17 protein-coding genes and 1 pseudogene are annotated in these 18,423 nt (G+C 41.3%); 1 reads left to right on the top strand and 17 read right to left on the bottom strand.

What is annotated here, in order from left to right; translation table 11 throughout:
- Positions 1-35 precede the first annotated feature (35 nt).
- Positions 36-647: a glycerol-3-phosphate 1-O-acyltransferase PlsY gene (gene plsY, locus LOSG293_RS04425; RefSeq protein WP_081919895.1), complete on the top strand. Its 612-nt coding sequence runs from the start codon at positions 36-38 to the stop codon at positions 645-647.
- Positions 648-689: 42 nt separating this feature from the next.
- On the opposite strand, the gene LOSG293_RS04420 is transcribed toward plsY, so the two are convergent.
- From LOSG293_RS04420 to LOSG293_RS04340, 17 genes and pseudogenes are all read right to left on the bottom strand, one after another.
- Positions 690-1,568, bottom strand: coding sequence for an aldose 1-epimerase family protein (locus LOSG293_RS04420; RefSeq protein ID WP_034527501.1), 879 nt, complete (start codon positions 1,566-1,568; stop codon positions 690-692).
- A 219-nt stretch (positions 1,569-1,787) separates the two neighbouring features.
- Positions 1,788-3,200 carry an ATP-dependent protease ATPase subunit HslU gene (gene hslU / locus LOSG293_RS04415; RefSeq protein ID WP_034527500.1) on the bottom strand — a complete coding sequence of 471 codons (1,413 nt, stop codon included), beginning with the start codon at positions 3,198-3,200 and terminating at the stop codon, positions 1,788-1,790.
- Between the two features lie 14 nt (positions 3,201-3,214).
- The gene (gene hslV, locus LOSG293_RS04410) at positions 3,215-3,757 is read right to left on the bottom strand and encodes an ATP-dependent protease subunit HslV (RefSeq protein ID WP_034527498.1); all 543 of its coding nucleotides are present in this window, start codon (positions 3,755-3,757) and stop codon (positions 3,215-3,217) included.
- A gap of 24 nt (positions 3,758-3,781) precedes the next feature.
- On the bottom strand, positions 3,782-4,690 hold the full coding sequence (gene xerC / locus LOSG293_RS04405) for a tyrosine recombinase XerC (protein ID WP_034527497.1): 909 nt from the start codon (positions 4,688-4,690) through the stop codon (positions 3,782-3,784).
- A 131-nt stretch (positions 4,691-4,821) separates the two neighbouring features.
- Positions 4,822-5,901, bottom strand: a complete 1,080-nt coding sequence (locus tag LOSG293_RS04400) for an LCP family protein (protein ID WP_051907216.1) — start codon at positions 5,899-5,901, stop codon at positions 4,822-4,824.
- Between the two features lie 39 nt (positions 5,902-5,940).
- The gene (gene rfbD / locus LOSG293_RS04395) at positions 5,941-6,789 is read right to left on the bottom strand and encodes a dTDP-4-dehydrorhamnose reductase (RefSeq protein ID WP_034527496.1); all 849 of its coding nucleotides are present in this window, start codon (positions 6,787-6,789) and stop codon (positions 5,941-5,943) included.
- Between the two features lie 43 nt (positions 6,790-6,832).
- Positions 6,833-7,861 carry a dTDP-glucose 4,6-dehydratase gene (rfbB, locus tag LOSG293_RS04390; RefSeq protein ID WP_034527495.1) on the bottom strand — a complete coding sequence of 343 codons (1,029 nt, stop codon included), beginning with the start codon at positions 7,859-7,861 and terminating at the stop codon, positions 6,833-6,835.
- Positions 7,862-7,986: 125 nt separating this feature from the next.
- A complete protein-coding gene (locus LOSG293_RS04385) occupies positions 7,987-9,162 on the bottom strand; it encodes an IS256 family transposase (protein ID WP_034527493.1) in 1,176 nt (391 codons plus the stop codon).
- An 85-nt stretch (positions 9,163-9,247) separates the two neighbouring features.
- Positions 9,248-10,129, bottom strand: a complete 882-nt coding sequence (locus LOSG293_RS04380) for an IS30 family transposase (RefSeq protein WP_439645965.1) — start codon at positions 10,127-10,129, stop codon at positions 9,248-9,250.
- 178 nt (positions 10,130-10,307) lie between these two features.
- On the bottom strand, positions 10,308-11,150 hold the full coding sequence (gene rfbD / locus LOSG293_RS04375; protein ID WP_034527491.1) for a dTDP-4-dehydrorhamnose reductase: 843 nt from the start codon (positions 11,148-11,150) through the stop codon (positions 10,308-10,310).
- Positions 11,151-11,210: 60 nt separating this feature from the next.
- Positions 11,211-12,254, bottom strand: coding sequence for a dTDP-glucose 4,6-dehydratase (gene rfbB, locus LOSG293_RS04370; RefSeq protein WP_034527490.1), 1,044 nt, complete (start codon positions 12,252-12,254; stop codon positions 11,211-11,213).
- A gap of 14 nt (positions 12,255-12,268) precedes the next feature.
- Complete coding sequence (rfbC, locus tag LOSG293_RS04365; RefSeq protein ID WP_034527487.1) at positions 12,269-12,850, bottom strand: dTDP-4-dehydrorhamnose 3,5-epimerase; 582 nt, start codon at positions 12,848-12,850, stop codon at positions 12,269-12,271.
- Positions 12,851-12,854: 4 nt separating this feature from the next.
- Positions 12,855-13,727 carry a glucose-1-phosphate thymidylyltransferase RfbA gene (rfbA, locus tag LOSG293_RS04360; protein ID WP_034527484.1) on the bottom strand — a complete coding sequence of 291 codons (873 nt, stop codon included), beginning with the start codon at positions 13,725-13,727 and terminating at the stop codon, positions 12,855-12,857.
- The gene (locus LOSG293_RS04355; protein WP_034527481.1) at positions 13,724-15,211 is read right to left on the bottom strand and encodes a flippase; all 1,488 of its coding nucleotides are present in this window, start codon (positions 15,209-15,211) and stop codon (positions 13,724-13,726) included. The genes rfbA and LOSG293_RS04355 overlap by 4 nt, the downstream gene beginning before the upstream one ends.
- The gene (locus LOSG293_RS04350; RefSeq protein WP_160171704.1) at positions 15,208-16,248 is read right to left on the bottom strand and encodes a glycosyltransferase family 4 protein; all 1,041 of its coding nucleotides are present in this window, start codon (positions 16,246-16,248) and stop codon (positions 15,208-15,210) included. The genes LOSG293_RS04355 and LOSG293_RS04350 overlap by 4 nt, the downstream gene beginning before the upstream one ends.
- A gap of 63 nt (positions 16,249-16,311) precedes the next feature.
- Positions 16,312-17,358, bottom strand: coding sequence for an EpsG family protein (locus LOSG293_RS04345; protein WP_034527475.1), 1,047 nt, complete (start codon positions 17,356-17,358; stop codon positions 16,312-16,314).
- Positions 17,359-17,380: 22 nt separating this feature from the next.
- Positions 17,381-18,369, bottom strand: a pseudogene (locus tag LOSG293_RS04340) (IS30 family transposase).
- Positions 18,370-18,423: the final 54 nt, after the last annotated feature.

The following is an 18,423-nucleotide window of genomic DNA, read 5'->3' as shown; positions in this document are numbered from 1 at the left end:
GACAATACTGAAGTCGTATTATCGGAGGAATTGAATTGAAACTAATCATTTTATTCATTATTGCCTATTTACTGGGGGCAGTCCCTAGTGGTGTCTGGATTGGCAAATTATTTTTCAATAAGGACATTCGAACGGAAGGTTCTGGCAACATTGGCACGACCAATACCTTCCGGGTGCTTGGCAAAACGGCCGGCACCGTCGTCATGATTATGGATATTGCCAAAGGAACCATCGCGACTTTGTTGCCAACGTTCTTCGGCATCCAACACATTAACCCGTTAATCTTTGGGGTGTTCGCCATCTTAGGCCACACCTTTTCCATTTTTGACCGATTCAATGGTGGCAAGGCAGTGGCCACTTCAGCGGGGATGTTACTCGCATACAATCCTTGGTTTTTTGTCTTTGCCGCAGCCTTGTGGGTATCGCTGATTTACATCACCAGCATGGTCAGCTTAGCGTCTATGATCGCCTTTAGTATCGTAACGGTTGTGAGCTTATGGCTCAGGGACCCTTACCTCACTATTTTGGCATTGCTCCTCACCGGATTTATTTTTTACCGGCACAGAACCAACATCAAACGCATTAAGGCCGGCACTGAAAACATGGTGCACTTTGGCCTTGGCTATAAAAAAAGAACGGAAAAATAAGACAGCGTTGAGATCTTCACGACCTCAACGCTTTTTTCTGCTCTAAAAATAACTAACTTGATAAGTGAAGCTTTCGGTTTCGTTAGCTGCCAAACGACGCATGCCCAATTTATCCTTTAACTCACCGTTGTGCCCCACTGGATCGGCAATGCCCCACCAGGGTTCGATACAAACGAAGTTACCGGTGTTGGGGTAAGCGGACCAGATACCTAAATAAGGCGCGTTCTGAACCGTTAGCGCCACACCATGATCGTTGACGGTGGAACTAAGCATCACTGTCGTTTCAACTTCGTTAAGCTTTAAAATCTTAGCGTCTTGATCAAATAATTCATGATCTAGCTTCAGGGGTTGATTCAAATCCAGCGTGCCCTCGTTGGCAACATCAACTGAAGCGCCTTTAAGCGGTAGCGTGGTGTAGACCTGCCGTGGGGAAACCGTCACCTGGTAATCAGTAAAGTCAGCAGTTGGTTCGTCAAATGGCACGTTGAATCCCGGATGGCCACCCAGAGAGAACAGCATTTCGCCCGTTGATGTGTTCGTCACCTGGTCTTGAACGGACAAAACGTGATCTTTGAGTTCAAAGGTAACACGCAATACAAAATCAAATGGATACTTTTCCCGTGTTTCAGTTGAACTCGCCAATTTCAACGTCACTAATGTGTCTGATACCGTTTCGATTTCAAACGTATGGTCACGCGCAAAACCATGTTGGCCCATGTGATATTCCTGACCATCATATGTGAAGGTGTCATCCTGCAACCGGCCAACAATGGGAAATAAAATGGGGGCGTGGCGATTCCATGACTTGGAACTGCCCTGCCACATATATTCTGCTTGCGATTCTGCATCCACTACGCTCGTGAGCTCAGCGCCAACTTCATTAATTTTAACCGTTAAGTAATCATTTTTCAGTGTAATCAAGACCTAAACCTCCGATTGCTTTTCTCTTAGCTTACCATACTCACGAAAAAGAGGATGCGCCAAAAGTAAATTTTGGACATCCTCTTCTTACGTTCTAATCGTGTTCCAGAAGTTAATTTCTTCCGCCTAACTACGATTAACGAACAATTCCAGGAACGAATTATTCGCCAATCTAGGTTAGTGCTCAGAAACTACCCAACTTCTGTCACAACTTTTTGACTATAAAATATAACGCGAAAGATCCTTATCCTGAACAATGTTGCCAATCTTGTCATTGACGTAGCTTTCAGTAATCGTGATCTCACCCATTTGCATGTCAGGGCCTTCAAATAAAATATCTTCGAGGAGCTTTTCCAGTACTGTGTGCAAACGACGCGCTCCAATATTTTGGTTCTCACGGTTGAGTTCTGTTGCCAACTCGGCAATTCGGTTAATGGCTTCCATAGTGAACGTCACCTTGATGTTATCCGTACCGATTAAGGCAATGTATTGCTTAATCAGTGCGTTGCTTGGTTCAGTCAAGATTCGCACAAAATCATCCTTAGTCAAACTATCCAGTTCCACCCGAATTGGGAAACGACCTTGAAGTTCGGCAATTAAATCGCTAGGCTTGCTCTCGGCAAAGGCCCCCGATGCGATAAATAGGATATGGTTGGTATCCACTGTACCATACTTCGTTTGCACTTGAGTGCCTTCAACGATTGGTAAAATATCGCGTTGAACCCCTTCACGGGAAACCTCGCCACTGTTTTGCTTCGACTTAGAAGTAATCTTATCGATCTCGTCGATGAAGATAATACCGGAGTCTTGAGCAAGTTGAATAGCCTCATGGTAGATATCCGCATCGTTAACTAACTTGGCAGATTCTTCCTTTACCAAGACTTCCCGTGCTTCCTTAACGGGCATCGTCCGCTGTACCCGTTTCTTAGGCATCATCTGGGACAGGGTTTGGTTCAAATCGATACCCATTTGGTTCATCATGTTGTTATTGCCCATGGCACCTTGGTTAGGATCATCCATGTCGATGGTCACTTCGCGAGTTTCTAAGAGGCCCTTGGCCAATTGGTCGGCGATTGATAGGCGTTGGTTACGAATCTCGTCCGTAACCGTTTCGCTCTCTTCTTCTGGCATCTCAGGTACCTTGCCGTTTTGCAAATTAGTCAACATGCTCATCATGTTTTGGAGGTCGTTGCCCTTTTTCTCCTTTTTGATGCCAGGGGCTAGAAGCTTGACCAAACGCTTGTCAGCTGCCCGAACAGCATCCGGACGAACACTGGCGTATTGTAGTTCCTTTTGCATGTTAACGGCGACGTCAACTAGGTTTCTAACCATTGATTCGACGTCTCCACCAACGTAACCAACTTCGGTAAACTTGGTGGCTTCAACCTTGACGAATGGTGCAGAAACGATTTTAGCCAAACGACGGGCCAATTCCGTTTTACCGACCCCGGTAGGTCCAATCATTAACATGTTTTTAGGGGTGATTTCTTCTTGCATGTCGGCAGCAAGCTGCATGCGGCGGTATCGGTTTCTCAACGCAACCGCAATCGCCTTCTTGGCGGCGTTTTGACCAATCACGTACTGGTCGAGTAATTCAACAATCTGTTTGGGTGTTTTATCTACTGATTCCATTGCGGTTCCTCCCGTTAAAAGCTTTCCGAAATAATGTTTTGGTTAGTGAAAATATCGATGCTACCGGCAATGTTAATCGCATTTTCAGCGATTTCCTTAGCTGACATATCCTTGGCGTGGTGGTGCATCGCTTTAGCCGCAGCTAAGGCAAAGTTACCACCAGATCCGATAGCGAGAATGTCATCATCTGGCGCGATGACTTCACCGGAACCAGAGACAAGTAACATGTCCTTTTCGTCCATAACGATTAGTAAAGCTTCTAGTTTTTGTAAATTAGCGTCTGAACGCCATTCTTGAGCGAGTTCCACAGCAGCTCTTTCAAGGTTGCCACTGTATTCGTTCAAACTCTTTTCAAATTTTTCTTCCAGGTTAAAGGCGTCAGCGACGCTGCCGGCGAAACCGACAATGACCTTATCATTATAGATTCGACGAACCTTTTTGGCGGTGCCCTTCATAATCACTTTTTCGCCCATCGTGACTTGACCGTCACCAGCCATGGCGTTTTGACCATTATGACGTACGGCCACAATCGTAGTTGCTTCAAATTTTACTGGCATGTTGCCATCTCCAATTCATTTTAATTATTTAGTCGAGCGAGGAAAGAACTTGCGATAATCGCGTTGCAAATGGTCACGAGTCACGTGAGTGTAAATCTGAGTGGTCGATAAACTACTGTGCCCAAGGAGTTCCTGAACCGTTCGTAAGTCAGCTCCCCGATTAAGCAAATGCGTGGCAAACGTGTGCCGTAACATGTGGGGATGAATATCCGCCGTTAAACTGCTGCGTTCGATGATGCGATTCAAGATGTACTCGATTCCTGTTGATGTAATCGGATCGCCGTAATGGTTTACAAATACAACATCATGCGTTTTGTGATACTTCTGCATCAGGGGTTCGCGAGTTTGGGTTAAATAGTCCTGGAGCGCCTGCTTGTCGTAATTGCCAAACGGAATATAGCGCTCCTTCTTACCCTTCCCACGGACTAACATCATCTTGACGTTAAAATCAACGTCAGAAAGCGTCAATCCTGCACACTCACTCACCCGCATACCGGTGCCGTATAGCGTCTCTAGCAATGCCGAATCACGTAGATTCAGCTGTTCATTGTCACCTGATTTAGCGGCCGCAAACAGCGCGTTCATTTCCTTTTCGTAGAAGAATCGTGGTAACGCCTTCTCGTGCTTCTTAATCGATACGTACTCGAAGGGATTATCCGCCACCAAATCTTCACGAACCATGAAGTTATAAAACGAGCGCAGGCTGGAAACCTTACGAATAATTGTCGTCCGGGCTTCGTTCAAGTTGTACAAATGACTCAAAAACACCTGAACATCTAGCGTAGCCACTTTATCAAACGAGGTGAAGTCCCCCGTCTCCTTCATGAATTCACTGAATTCCCGAATGTCCGACAAATAGGCTTTGACGGTTTCATCGGAATACTGCCGTTCGTCCACGAGGTATTCCTTAAACAGCGATACTTCTTTTTCCAAGTTCTTTCACCCTTTTCTTGCGACACTGTCACTCTACCAAAACGAGTGCTAAAAGACAATTTAATTGTCAGGAATTTAATGGTTTATTATAAGAAAAACGCCCGCTACGACTGTAGTGGACGTTGGAAATATTAATAAGCAGGTGTTGTAGTTGTAGTATCTGAAGTAGTCGTGCTTGAAGTTGTACTACTGATACTCTTGGAACTGTGATTCAACTTAGCAATGTAAGATAAAGTCAAAGCAGCAGAACCAGTTTTTTCGCGACTCATACCTAAGTTAGCACGGTTCAGATTAGTGACCCGTTGCAATTCCTTCTTAGAAATGATTTCCATGGCTTGACCGTCTACCATCTTTCCAGTTCCTTGGAGATGGGTTTCCTTAACTGTCTTTCTAGCATCGCGGTAATCCTTAGCTAAAGCAGTTAAATCGGCAAAGGTTAAGTCAGTCTTCATTTGCTTGGACAATGAATTCAGGAACTTTTGGTTTAGCAGAGTTGAAATCGACCCAGCTTTACCCAAAATAGCTGTAATTACGGCACGTTGACGTGTTTGACGACCATAATCACCTTGAGGATCATCATAGCGCATACGAGCATATGCTAGGGCTTTCTTGCCGTTCATATGAGTCTTTTGGCCTTTTTCAAATGAATAACCAGCATAGTCAAAGCTTAGAGTTGGTGAAATGTCAATGCCGTCCACTGCATTGACGACTTTTTCCATGCCACCCATGTTTATGAGTGCATAGTAGTCAATTGGAACATTTAGTAGTTCTTGAACCGAGTTTATGGCAGTTGCAGCACTGCCATACGAGTAAGCAGCGTTAATCTTTTGTGGCCCCTTATCCTCATAATCAGGAATTCTAAGCCCTGTATCACGAGGAATACTGGTAATGGTTGATTGTTTAGTTCTTGGGTTAACTGTAACCAGCATCATCGTATCTGTTCGACCTTTATATGATCTACCTAATGCACCGGTATCAGTTCCCATTAATAGGATTGAAATAGAGCTCTTGTTTTGCAACAATGCACTCGCATTTCTGGCCTTATTGATTCCGGCTCCTTGGTATGTATCATTAACAGCGCTTTTTAAGTTATGGTACTTAACGGCTGCAAAAGCACCTACCGCAATCAGGATAACTAAAATAATGCCGAGGATAATTCGACCAGCTCTGAAACGTTTACGATTGTGTCCCTTATGATGTTGATGATTCATGATGGTTGCCCCCTGAATGTTAAAAGTTTTAACTCCAAACTATTCCTTGATGTCGCTCATCATTTGTTCCAGCGCACTTTCCCAAGTTGGAATGTTGAACCCAGTGGCTTTCGTTTTCTCCAGTGAGAGAACCGAATGAGCAGGTCGCTTAGCCTTTTGTGGGTACTCAGCTGAAGTCACTGGATTAACTTGGGTTGACGTCGCTTTCAAAATAGCAGAAGCAAAATCAAACCAGCTAGCCTGATGGTCGTTACTTAAATGATAGATTCCATAGTCAATCTTATAATTAACCGCATAGACCATGAACTTAGCTAATGTATCAGTCCAAGTTGGACGACCAATTTGATCAGCCACCACTGTTAAAGTATCATGCGTTTTAGCTAGATTCAGCATGGTATAGACAAAATTCTTGCCGTACTGACCAAAAACCCACGAAGTCCGAATGATATAGAACTTGCTCATTGTCTCTTGGACAATTTGTTCTGCTAGCGCCTTCGTTCGACCGTACTCAGTCTGTGGATTAATCTCATCTGTTTCAACGTATGCTTGATCATTTTCACCATCAAAGACATAATCCGTACTGATATAAACGAGTATAGCCCCAACTTGCTCTGCCGCCATCGCAACATTCCGAGTACCATCTACGTTCACTTTTTCATCAAGTGACTTACCTGGTTCTTCCTCTGCAGCGTCAACAGCTGTATAAGCCGCGCAGTGATAGATAACTTTGGGACGCTGATTGGAAATGAAAGCTTCGACAGCTCCAGTATTCGTAATATCAAGTTCTTCAGATCCAGTAGCTACATATGAAATTTGCTCATCATCAAGTAATTTACATAATTCAGTTCCTAGTTGGCCATGTGCGCCGGTGATAAGGATGTCATTCATTAGTTTACCTCAACTTCTAACAATTTTGCAGTGTCATCCGTAATTATTGACCGTTTTTTGCATACTTAGCTTCAACGGCTGCCTTTTCATCTTGCCACCAGTCTTGATGTTTAGTGTACCAATCAATTGTTGCTCGAAGACCTTCTCGGAAATCAGTAATTTCAGGTTGCCAGCCTAACTCTTTTTTGAGTTTAGTGGCGTCGATTGCATAACGCATATCATGACCAGGACGATCATTAACTTGATCATAAGCATCAGCTGGTTGACCCATTTCCTCTAGAAGCATTTCCAATACTGTTTTATTATCCTGTTCACCGTCAGCACCGATTAAGTAAGTTTCACCAATTTGTCCTTCGGTCAGTACTTTCCATACTGCACGGGAATGATCATCGGTATGAATCCAGTCACGAACATTCTTACCAGACCCGTATAATTTAGGACGGATACCGCTTAGAATGTTCGTAATTTGGCGGGGAATGAATTTTTCAATGTGTTGATAAGGTCCATAGTTATTGGAACAGTTTGAGATTGTGGCCTTTAAGCCAAATGAACGAACCCAAGCGCGCACCAATAGGTCTGAACTGGCCTTGGTTGAGGAGTATGGACTACTTGGTTTATATGGTGAATCTGGTGTAAATTTTTCGCCCACTCCCTCGCCGTGGCCAGGAAGGTCTTCGCGTAATGGTAAATCACCAAATACTTCATCAGTTGAAATATGATGAAACCGCACATCGTATTTACGACAAGCTTCAATTAGGGTATATGTTCCAACCACATTAGTTTGAATAAATGGACTCGGATCAACTAGCGAATTATCGTTATGGCTTTCTGCTGCATAATGGACAACTGCGTCTGCATCTTTGACCAACTCGTCTACGATTTTAGCATCAGCAATGTCACCCACAACTAGTTTGACCCTATCTTCAGGAAGTCCGGCTAAGTTAGCTCGGTTTCCCGCATAGGTTAGCTTATCTAATACGGTAACGTTAATTTCTGGATGATTGTTCACGACATAGTGAACAAAGTTTGAACCAATAAAACCGGCACCGCCGGTAACAATTATATTTTTCATCGTGATAGGTTACCCCTTTTAAATTTCGCCGTAGACAAATGGATTGTCTTTTTCAAACTCAGTAAATGTTGGTTGGTTGGCATCGGTAGCGTCAAGAATCTTGTGTAAATGAAATGCCCTCTAACTTAAATAAATGATGCTTCCAAGGTGTCCTGGAGTCCTTTGAACCCTCGGTGGATCCGCTTCAGAGACTTCTCGTTATAAACATTAAACTGAGAAACCAGGAAGCGATCCAGGGAATCTTCCGTTGGAAATTGTTCTTTGTGGTGGGTGGTGCGCTTGAGATGCTTATTAAAGTTCTCAATCAGGTTAGTGGAGTATAGTGATTGCCGGATAGCTGGTGGAAAGTCCATGAAAGTGAGTAAATTCGGCATTTTAAGCAGATCTTTGATTAATTTGGGATAGGTCTGATGCCAGTTGTTGGCGAACTCATTCAGTTTCAGTTCGGCTGCTTCACGGTTGGCGGCCCGATGAACTTGTTTAAAGTCACTGATCACGGCCTTGCGGTCTTTTACGCGAACTTTGTTCATCAGATTCCGCCCAACATGAACCAGGCAACGTTGTCGTTTGGCTTTAGGGAAATGCCGATTCAAGCCTTCATCCAAACCAACTAACCCATCGGCCACAAACAACAGCACATCTTTAACGCCCTGCTTGATCAAGGTTCCCAGCAGTTCAGTCCAGATTCCAGTCGATTCCGTTGGCGCCACTTGGTAGTTCAGCACTTCTTTCGTACCATCTGGACGAATGCCAATCGCAATATGAACGGCTTCTTTTTGAACAGTATCCCGCTTTAACGGCAAGTAAGTGGCATCTAAGAAGATGGCCGCATATTGTGAAGCCAGTCGACGTTGCTGGAAAGCTTGAACCTGTTCATTGCCGGCTTTAGTCATGTTGGCAACCGTGGCTTTGGAGTAGTGAGCACCGTACATTTTCTCAATGAGTTCGGCAATTTCAGCAGTGGTAATTCCCTTGGTATACAACTGAATGACCGTTGTTTCTAAATTATCACTGTGCCGACCGTAGGCTGGCAAGGTATGATTTCCAAACCGGCCATTGCGATCTCGAGGAATGGTTAAGTTAAGTTGGCCGTACTTCGTATCAAACGAGCGCTCATAACTGCCGTTGCGGTTATTACCAGTGTTAATCCAAGCGTATGAGTAGCGTTCGTAACCCAAAAACTCTGCCAGTTCGGTTTGAAGCAGCTGGTTAATCGCAATTTCTAGGTGGTGACGAAAAACTTCGTCCAAATCTTGCTTTTGGGCTAGTGCAGCGATAATTTCTGTGGTAAGTTCATTCATGGGGAATGCCTCCTGTGATGTTTTCTGTGATTACTAAATATCATAAGGGAAGGCATTCCCTATTTCTATACAATCCAGAAATCTTTTATGCATTTACACAAGATATTTTACGCTCTCGTGTATGCCAATTAAGACATTTAAGTGGCCGTGAATTCAGATACCAATTGATTTGAACCAGTTGGTAATCACTTAGTTCTTCAATGGCTTGTCCCTTGGGAATAAACCGTTGCAAAACTCGGTTACGGTTCTCATTACTACCGCGTTCATGTGGTGAATAAGCATGGGCAAAATAAACCTGAGTACCTGTTAGCTGTTCAATTGTCTGGTAGTTAGCGAACTCTTTACCATGATCCACAGTAAGCGTCTTGAGCTTGTCTTGAAGTTGACTAGCTAGTTCAAGTACGGCTTGAGTCATGGACTGACTGTCGCGACCATGGAGCCGTTTAACAATTGTCAGGCTACTTTTACGCTCCACAAAAGTAGCCACAGCTTGACCTTTACGTTTACCAGAAAGTACGGTATCAGCTTCAAAGTGGCCGAATTTCTGGCGAGTTTCAACTTTATGAGGACACTTCTCAATTGAGCGGCCGTGACTGAACGTACCACGCTTTTCTTTAGCACGATGACGACGAATTCCATGATCAGGCAAATCGGGTAGCTGTACATCAAGCCATCCTTGATCAATCCAGTTATAGACCGTCTTGTAGGCAATCCCCACCACATGGGCAACTTGTTCAGGGGACCACTTCTGGACTTGAATCTTTTCCTCGATCAAGTGTTTAAGGTTTTTAGTAAGCGAAGACTTTCGCCCCCGTTGACTAACCTTTCGTTCAAAGTCAGTTTGCGCTAGCTCAGCCTGGTACTCACCATTTAGTCGGTGAAGTTCGTTAAAGATGGTGGTCTTACTAAAGTCTAAGTAGTTAGCGATGTATCGCAAGGAACGTCCTTCATTATGAAGCGTTTCAATGACAACACGGTTCTGGAATGATAAATAGTGGTGCTCATCAAGGTCCTTCTTTCTAATGGATTGTGTGGTAACACCATTAAAGACCTTTATGGGTTTTTCTGTCCACTTAAATGTTCAACTTAAATTTTACAATCTGCCTTATTCATAACTTCTCCAAATAGTTCAAATAAGATTAAGACTAGTTATTTAGACTCAAAAAGCCTTTTAGCGCCTCTTGCCAGCTAATAATTCTAAATCCAGTTTCCTCAGCCTTGTCCAAGCTCATAATAGAATATCGTGGCCGATAAGCCTTCTGCGGGTAAGCCTCAGATGGTACTGGTGCAACATCAATATCCTGGTTCTTCAGGATTTCCTTAGCGAATTCATACCAGGAGCAACTCCCTTCGTTAGAGAGTTGGTAGATACCGAATGGCGTTTTATGGTCAACCAAGTAGGTCATGAACTCCGCCAGGGTCCGCGTCCAGGTTGGCCGACCAACTTGATCATCAACCACCGTCAGCTTGTCATGGTCCTTAGCCAACCGCAACATGGTGTAGACAAAGTTCTTACCGTACTTTCCAAAGACCCAGGACGTCCGGATGATGTAGTAGTCATCCGTCTTCTCCTTGACAGCCCGCTCACCAGCCAGTTTAGCCTTACCATACTCATTCTTTGGGTTCGTCGGATCATCAACTTGGTACTCGTCCGAGTTGGTACCATCAAATACATAGTCGGTACTGATGTAGACTAGCTTGGCCCCGACCCGCTTAGCTGCCGCGGCAACGTTGCGCGTACCTTCTTCGTTAACCCGCCAGTTGACCTGCTTGCCTTCATCTTCGGCCTTATCAACCGCCGTGTAGGCCGCACAGTGATAGACTACCGTAGGCTTTAAGGCGTCGAACTTCGCGTCAACGGCTTGCTGATCAGTAATATCCATATCTTTAGTATCAAAGGCATCATAAGCAACGCCACGTTCATCCAGCAGGTTCCGCAATTCGGTTCCCAACTGACCATTAGCACCAGTGATTAAAATCTTCATCATGATTATTCCCTCCAAAAAAGCCAGGCAACCATCAGCTGCCTGGTTAAATCATCTACCTAATTATTGCCCATTCTTCGCGTACTTGGCTTCCACTGCAGCTTTTTCGTCCTTCCACCAATCTTCATGTTGGGTGTACCAATCAATGGTATGTTGAAGCCCTTCCTTGAAATCGGTGAACTCTGGTTCCCAGCCGAGTTCAGTTTTAAGTTTGGTAGCATCGATCGCATAACGTAAGTCGTGACCCGGACGATCCTTAACGTGATCGTAGGCATCCTTGGGTTGGCCCATCAATTCCAGAATCATTTCGAGAACTTCCTTGTTGTTCTTTTCACCGTCAGCCCCAATCAGGTAAGTCTCACCGATCTTACCCTTGGTGAGGATATCCCAAACCGCGCGGGAGTGATCATTAGTATGGATCCAATCGCGGACGTTCTTCCCGGAACCGTAGAGCTTTGGTCGAATGCCGCTCAAGATATTGGTAATCTGGCGGGGAATAAACTTTTCAATGTGTTGGTAAGGACCATAGTTGTTAGAACAGTTGGAAATGGTGGCCCGTAAACCGAAGGAACGCACCCAGGCCCGAACAAGTAAGTCAGAACTAGCCTTGGATGAGGAGTACGGACTCGATGGCCGGTATGGTGAATCGGGAGTAAATTTCTCCCCCTTACCGTCACCGTGGCCTGGTAAGTCTTCCCGCAATGGCAAGTCACCATACACTTCATCGGTCGAAATATGGTGGTAACGAACATCGTACTTCCGACAAGCATTAATTAAGGTAAAGGTTCCTTCAATGTTGGTCTTAATGAATGGTGTCGGGTCAAGTAAGGAATTATCGTTATGACTTTCCGCCGCATAGTGAACAACCGCATCAGCTTGACTAACTAACTTATCAACGAGGTCCTTGTCACAAATATCGCCGACCACTAGTTCCACCTTATCCTTGGGTAAACCAGCAATGTTAGCCGGATTACCAGCATAGGTTAACTTGTCGAGTACGGTAATATGCTCAACTTCCGGATGATTATTTACTAGGTAGTGGACAAAGTTGGAGCCAATAAAGCCACAACCCCCAGTAACAATAATGTTTTTAAATGCTTTTTTCATCTTGCGTAAGCTCCTTAAATTTCACCGTAAACGAACGGGTTATCCTTTTCAAATTCAGTAAAGGTTGGTTGGGCCGCGTCCTTTTCGGAGGTAATCGCCTTATCAAATTCAATTGGCCAATCAATGTTTAACTCTGGGGTCTTGAAGGAGAAGCCGCCATCAGCTTCGGCATCATAGTAGTTATCCACCTTGTAAAGGAAGTTAACGTTATCGGTTAAGGTTAAGAAACCATGGGCAAAGCCACGGGGAACGAGGAGTTGCCGGTGGTTACTGGCCGAAAGGATGTAGCCTTCCCATTGCTTATAGGTTGGCGAACCCTTCCGGACATCAACAATCACATCAAGCACGGCACCGGTAACCACCCGAATCAGCTTAGTTTGGGCGGCCTTACCGCGTTGGAAGTGTAATCCCCGCAAAACCCCAGCACGGCTAGATAAGGATTGGTTATCTTGAATAAAATTAAAATCAATCCCGGCTTCCTTAAAGTCACGGTCGGAGTAAGTTTCTTCAAAGAATCCCCGCTGATCGCCAAAGACGGCTGGTGTAATAATCTTAACATCTTGTAATTTTGTCGTTTGAACCTTTAATTGACCCATTATCTTAATTCTCCTGTTCCGCTAACCGTAATAAATACTGACCGTAATCACTTTTCTTTAACGGTTGCGCCAGTTCTGCTAATTCTTCTTTATTAATGTAGCCCATCCGGTAGGCAATTTCTTCAAGGGAAGCCACTTTAAGGTTTTGCCGTTTTTCAATTGTAGCAATGAAGTTAGCTGCTTCCAACATTGAATCATGGGTCCCCGTATCAAGCCAGGCATAGCCACGACCCATTAACTTCACATCCAGCTTGCCTTGACGTAGGTATTCCTTATTAACGTCAGTAATCTCAAGTTCTCCCCGATCCGATGGCTTGATATTTTTAGCAATATCAACGACCTGATTATCATAGAAGTACAAACCAGTAACCGCATAATTACTCTTGGGATGAGCCGGCTTCTCTTCTATTGATAAAGCATGCATCTGATCATCAAAGTCAACGACCCCAAACCGTTCAGGATCATTGACATGATAACCAAAGACAGTTGCCCCGTCAGTCTTTTTAGCCGCCGACTGAACTAAGTCCGATAAACCTGCCCCATAATAAATATTATCACCAAGAATTAAGCAAACACTATCATCCCCAATGAACTCTTCGCCAAGAATAAAAGCTTCCGCTAAGCCATTAGGGTGTTCCTGCACTTTATATGAAAAATTAAGTCCTAAATTAGAACCATCCCCTAATAAGTCTTGAAAAAGAGGCATATATTCAGGGGTTGAAATAACTAAAATATCACGAATTCCAGCTAACATTAAAGTCGATAAAGGATAATAAATCATCGGCTTATCATAAACCGGAATCAATTGTTTTGAAATACCACGCGTAATTGGATAAAGACGGGTTCCTGACCCACCGGCTAAAATTATTCCTTTCATGATCTGCTTCTCCTTCTTTGTAGTACATTACTTACAGCCCTAATAAACTCTTTAAATGCCAAGTTTTTCATTAATAACAAAACCGAAAAATAAGCTACAATGGCAAGTGATACCGAAATTATTAAGCCAATTATATATGAATCGATGTTTGAGTTAACCACATAGCAAATTATCACAACAACAATACAACCAACTAAAGAATCAAAAATATTTTTCAAAATTGATCTGTTAGAAAATGTTCGTTTTAAAATATCTCTTCCATAATAGGCATTCATTGTTACAGACATTACTTCTGCTAAAACAGTACTCAGTGCTGCACCATCATATGACCATAGTGGTATAAAAATTAAATTGATTAAGATGTTAAATATCGCTGTAATAATCGTGTTTTTTAGAAGATACTTTTCTCTTTTAGCTGGAAGTAAAACGCAATCGGAAAAAATCCAGCTAAATAGTGAGAATAAAATTGCCCAGGCAATAATTGCTAAAGAAGTAGAAGCCTGTATATATTTTTCTCCTGCAATAATTATTACAATATTTTTGCTAAGCATCATCAATCCCGTCATAGCAGGAAAAGCTAAAATAATTAATAAGTTCATTAGCCTATTTAATAGAGCATGGTATTCATCAAATAATTTTTTACCATACAGAGCGGAGAGTCGTGGAATTGTCACGGTTAAAATTGCGGTTAGTAAACTCGCAACAATTGTATAAATCTTTACCGAAACACCATAAATACCAACTTCATAATTTCCCTTTATTAAACCAAGAATCGTATTGTCAGATGATACATATATATTAACTGCTACTGCTGATGCAAAGATAATCAAGATAGGTTTTAAATGAGTTTTCCATTTTGTTCTCCATAAAAAGCGTAAATTAACAAATGATTTTGCATGAATATAATTCAAGATATTCGATCCTACTGAAGCTAATACCGTTATCCACGCATAAACAAAATAATCAGTAGGCTTTTTCACAAAAACAAATAACAAGATAACAGAAACTATTTTGAAAGCAATATTTCTACTTGTTATATACGCATAATCTTCATAGATAACATAAAGCCAATTTGTCCCCAAAGTGGTGAATAATATTTGAACACTGAAAATCAAAATACATAGTGCATAGGTATTTAATGCATTAAAGATTAATAGGCTCAATACCAATAAAATGTACGCTATCAGTGTAGAAATCATATTAAGAGTGAATATCTCACTAGAAAAATCACTCATTTTCCTATAATTATCTCTAAATTTAGCTCCCTCTCTAACCGCATATGTAGTAATGCCCAAACCAGCAATTAATAAAAAATATCCTACATATGTATTTGAAAAATTATATATTCCCATTCCATCAACAGAAAGAATTCTAGAAACGTATGGAAATGTTATCAGTGGAAAAATTAGATTTAATACACTTTGTAAGCCATTAAGAATAGCATTGACTCCCAAGGAACACTGTTTTTTATTACTATTACTCAATTAATCGCTCCTTCTGAATTTAGTTTTTCAAGAAGTTCTAAAAACTTTTGTGCCTTATTTTCAAAAGTATAATTGTTCACTATTTTAATTGCATTTTCAGAAATTTTTTGTCTTAAATCATCTGCTTTAATTAGCAGTTCTAACCCTTGAAATAGTTCTTGCTGATTCGTCATATTATTAATTTTATAACAATTTTCTAAATGCTTACCAAATTCCTTAAGACATCCAGTATTTGCACCTATTACTGCACACCCACGAGCCATCGCTTCCATTGCAGGTAACCCCCAGCCTTCATATAAACTAGGAACATAAAAAATATCAATAGAATCATACCACTTATTTAGTTCATCCTTGCTGGGATTCTCAAGAAATTCTATTAGTTTAGGAAATTCTATTGGTTTTTTAAAACCAAATGTTTTTACCTTTATTTCTGGATTTTCATGCACAAATTTTAGTAAGCTGTTAGTACCAAATTCTGTATTTTTTATATCCTGCTGAACTGCACGTTTCTCTCTAAAAGGAAAACCAATAACAAGTTTTTCGCTATTGATTTTAGAAAATTTACGAATAGACTCTTTAGGGAGACCATTACAGATAACTATTGAACTTGCTTTTGTTTCCTGTATTAATCTGTCATGGAGTTCTGTACTAACTGAAATTCGTAAATCATACGGCAACTGATAACTTGCTTTAACCTTGTTATTTTCCTTATCATTACCCCAAGTTTCAAAGTCCTGAACAAAATATACTTTAGCGCCCTTTTCCTGTTTTAAATTATAAACCCAATAGCTTGTTAACCAACTTGTTGCAATTGTAATATCAGCATCTCTAACATAGAGATTATTAATATAAGGCACAAATTTTATATTAATTTTATGTGAAATCCATTTTCCCTGCAGGTCTTTAGATTTAATAATTCGATACATTGCCTTAGGAAATAAAATTCTTTTCCACCCATAGTATGCACCAGTAAACGGAACATAGCATATAACGTCATTATCATGACGCGCAAAATAGTTTAGATAATCGATAGCCATCTGTACCCCACCAGAATGTCCTATTCCTGGTAAGACCATATTTATTTTCATAAGATCACCCTATTAATTTAATGAATTTAAAATAGTTAATTCATTTTCTATAATAAACATACTAATAACCATTGCCAATAAAGCAAAAATGTAGATTAATTTATTTCGATCGAAATGCGTTCGGTATAAATATTCTCCGGCCATAAGATACAGTAAAATCAAGAAAATTCGCCATAATCTGTTAAAGGTTATATCATAGGTTAATAAAGGTATAATCAATAAAAGACACGTTGAGTAGCTTAAAATATTAATTTTTACTTGTTTAGAAACTTTATCTGTTTCATTTTTTACCATATTCAAAATAGAGTACCTAATTAACAAATATAAAACCATTGTTAAAAAAGTATAAAAAATCATACCAAGCCCAGAAGACCCCTGAACCCAGTGATCTAATTTATCGCTCGAAGAAATAACCATCATAAGACGAGTAAGTATATTCAATCTAATAAGTAGCATTGTTATTATGGTAATGATAATAATAAGTGGAACATACCATTTTTTTCTTCTTAAAAATAAATATATTGCAGCTATAGCTAAATAGAACCAACAAAGCGTATGTATTCTACTTGCAAAAAATACAAGGATAAAAAAGATGCTTTTTGATAAGATATTTTTCATTCTTGTCTTATGATCTATTAATAGTAAGGGAAGTGCACATATTACCAGCGCATCAGCTAAAAAGGTTCGCATTTGAATTGCCTCATGACCAAATGGATATACTATAAAAAGGGCCATTGCAAATGGGACATATTGACTAAATATCATCATCCCAGTGATCATTAAAGTAAAGGAAATAAATGCCATTACTAATACAAATTGCGTGAAATCTAATCCTATATATTGGCTCCATCTCATTATAATATTATATCCTGGAAAATCCGCTAGTGATGGGGGAACTATTTGCGCCGTATTGTACTCAAGTAAATAATTATAATAGTCCATACTATTTGTCCTTAAACCTACTATAAGACCAAGCACCACTACATCAATTACTATTACCAACTTACTTTGGGGAAAAAATAGTCCTAAAGCTATTAATAAAGCTAAAACAAGATACATTATTATTTACTCCCTTGAACTGTCAAATTAAGTGCAACACTACATTAAAGAATATTTCATAAGGCGTTTTCCATCCGAGACATTTACGGGGACGATTATTCATTTGTTCTGCATATGCTTGTATCCGGCGGTCAGTAATTGAATCAAGGTCAGTTCCTTTTGGCAAATATTCGCGAAGCAAGCCGTTAGTATTTTCGTTAGTTCCTCGTTGCCAAGGAGAGTGAGGATCGGGAAAGTAGAAGGGCGTACCAAACTTATCAGTTAAACATTGAACTTTGGCAAACTCTTTACCCCTATCCGGGGTAATCGTTAACGATCTACCAGGCCATAGCTTCATTAAGTCGCTCAAAGTATCCGTGACTGCTTCTGAAGTTCTTTTAGCAGCTTTACCAATAAGCAGGTAACGAGATTTTCGGTCAACCAATGTAACGACACAAGCCTTTCCGCTTTTGCCTAACGCGGTATCACCTTCCCAGTGACCAATTTCTACACGGTTGTCAGCTTCTCGCGGACGATCATGAATCTTGTGGGGATTGGAATCTTGCCTCGCTTTTCTTGATAAGCTTTATTGTGGCGAGACTTGCCGTGATGCCTTAGATGGCGCACGGCACTAGAGCTGCCAGATTTAAATAAATTATCAAATAAGCCATTGAAAATCCCACGGTAAATAGTCGTGGTACTGATCTGCACCGGATACTTTTCGACTGCCAAGCGATTCGATATTTCTTCCGGAGACCAAAGGTCTTCGCAGAAGTGTTCTCTCACCACTTCAAACACCTGAGGGTTACTCAAAAGAGAGACTCTGCCACAATTGCCTTTGCGCTGTTTGTACTTCTCCTGAGCCTTCGAAGGTGAATAGGATTTACCAGTAGAATTACGGCTTAATTCTCGAGAAATGGTTGAGTAACTTTTCTTGATATGGCTGGCAATCTCACGAAGTGAGTTTCCATGATTCCTCATTAAAAAGATAGTTTCCCGTTCATCTATGGTAATATGCTTGTAGTGGTCCATGGCTAAATTCCTTTCATGATTGTTTTCGCAAACATCATTTTACAGAAATTTGGC

This window comes from Secundilactobacillus oryzae JCM 18671 (assembly GCF_000740055.1).
Lineage (GTDB): Bacteria > Bacillota > Bacilli > Lactobacillales > Lactobacillaceae > Secundilactobacillus > Secundilactobacillus oryzae.
This window is presented reverse-complemented; position numbering and strand designations above follow the sequence as displayed.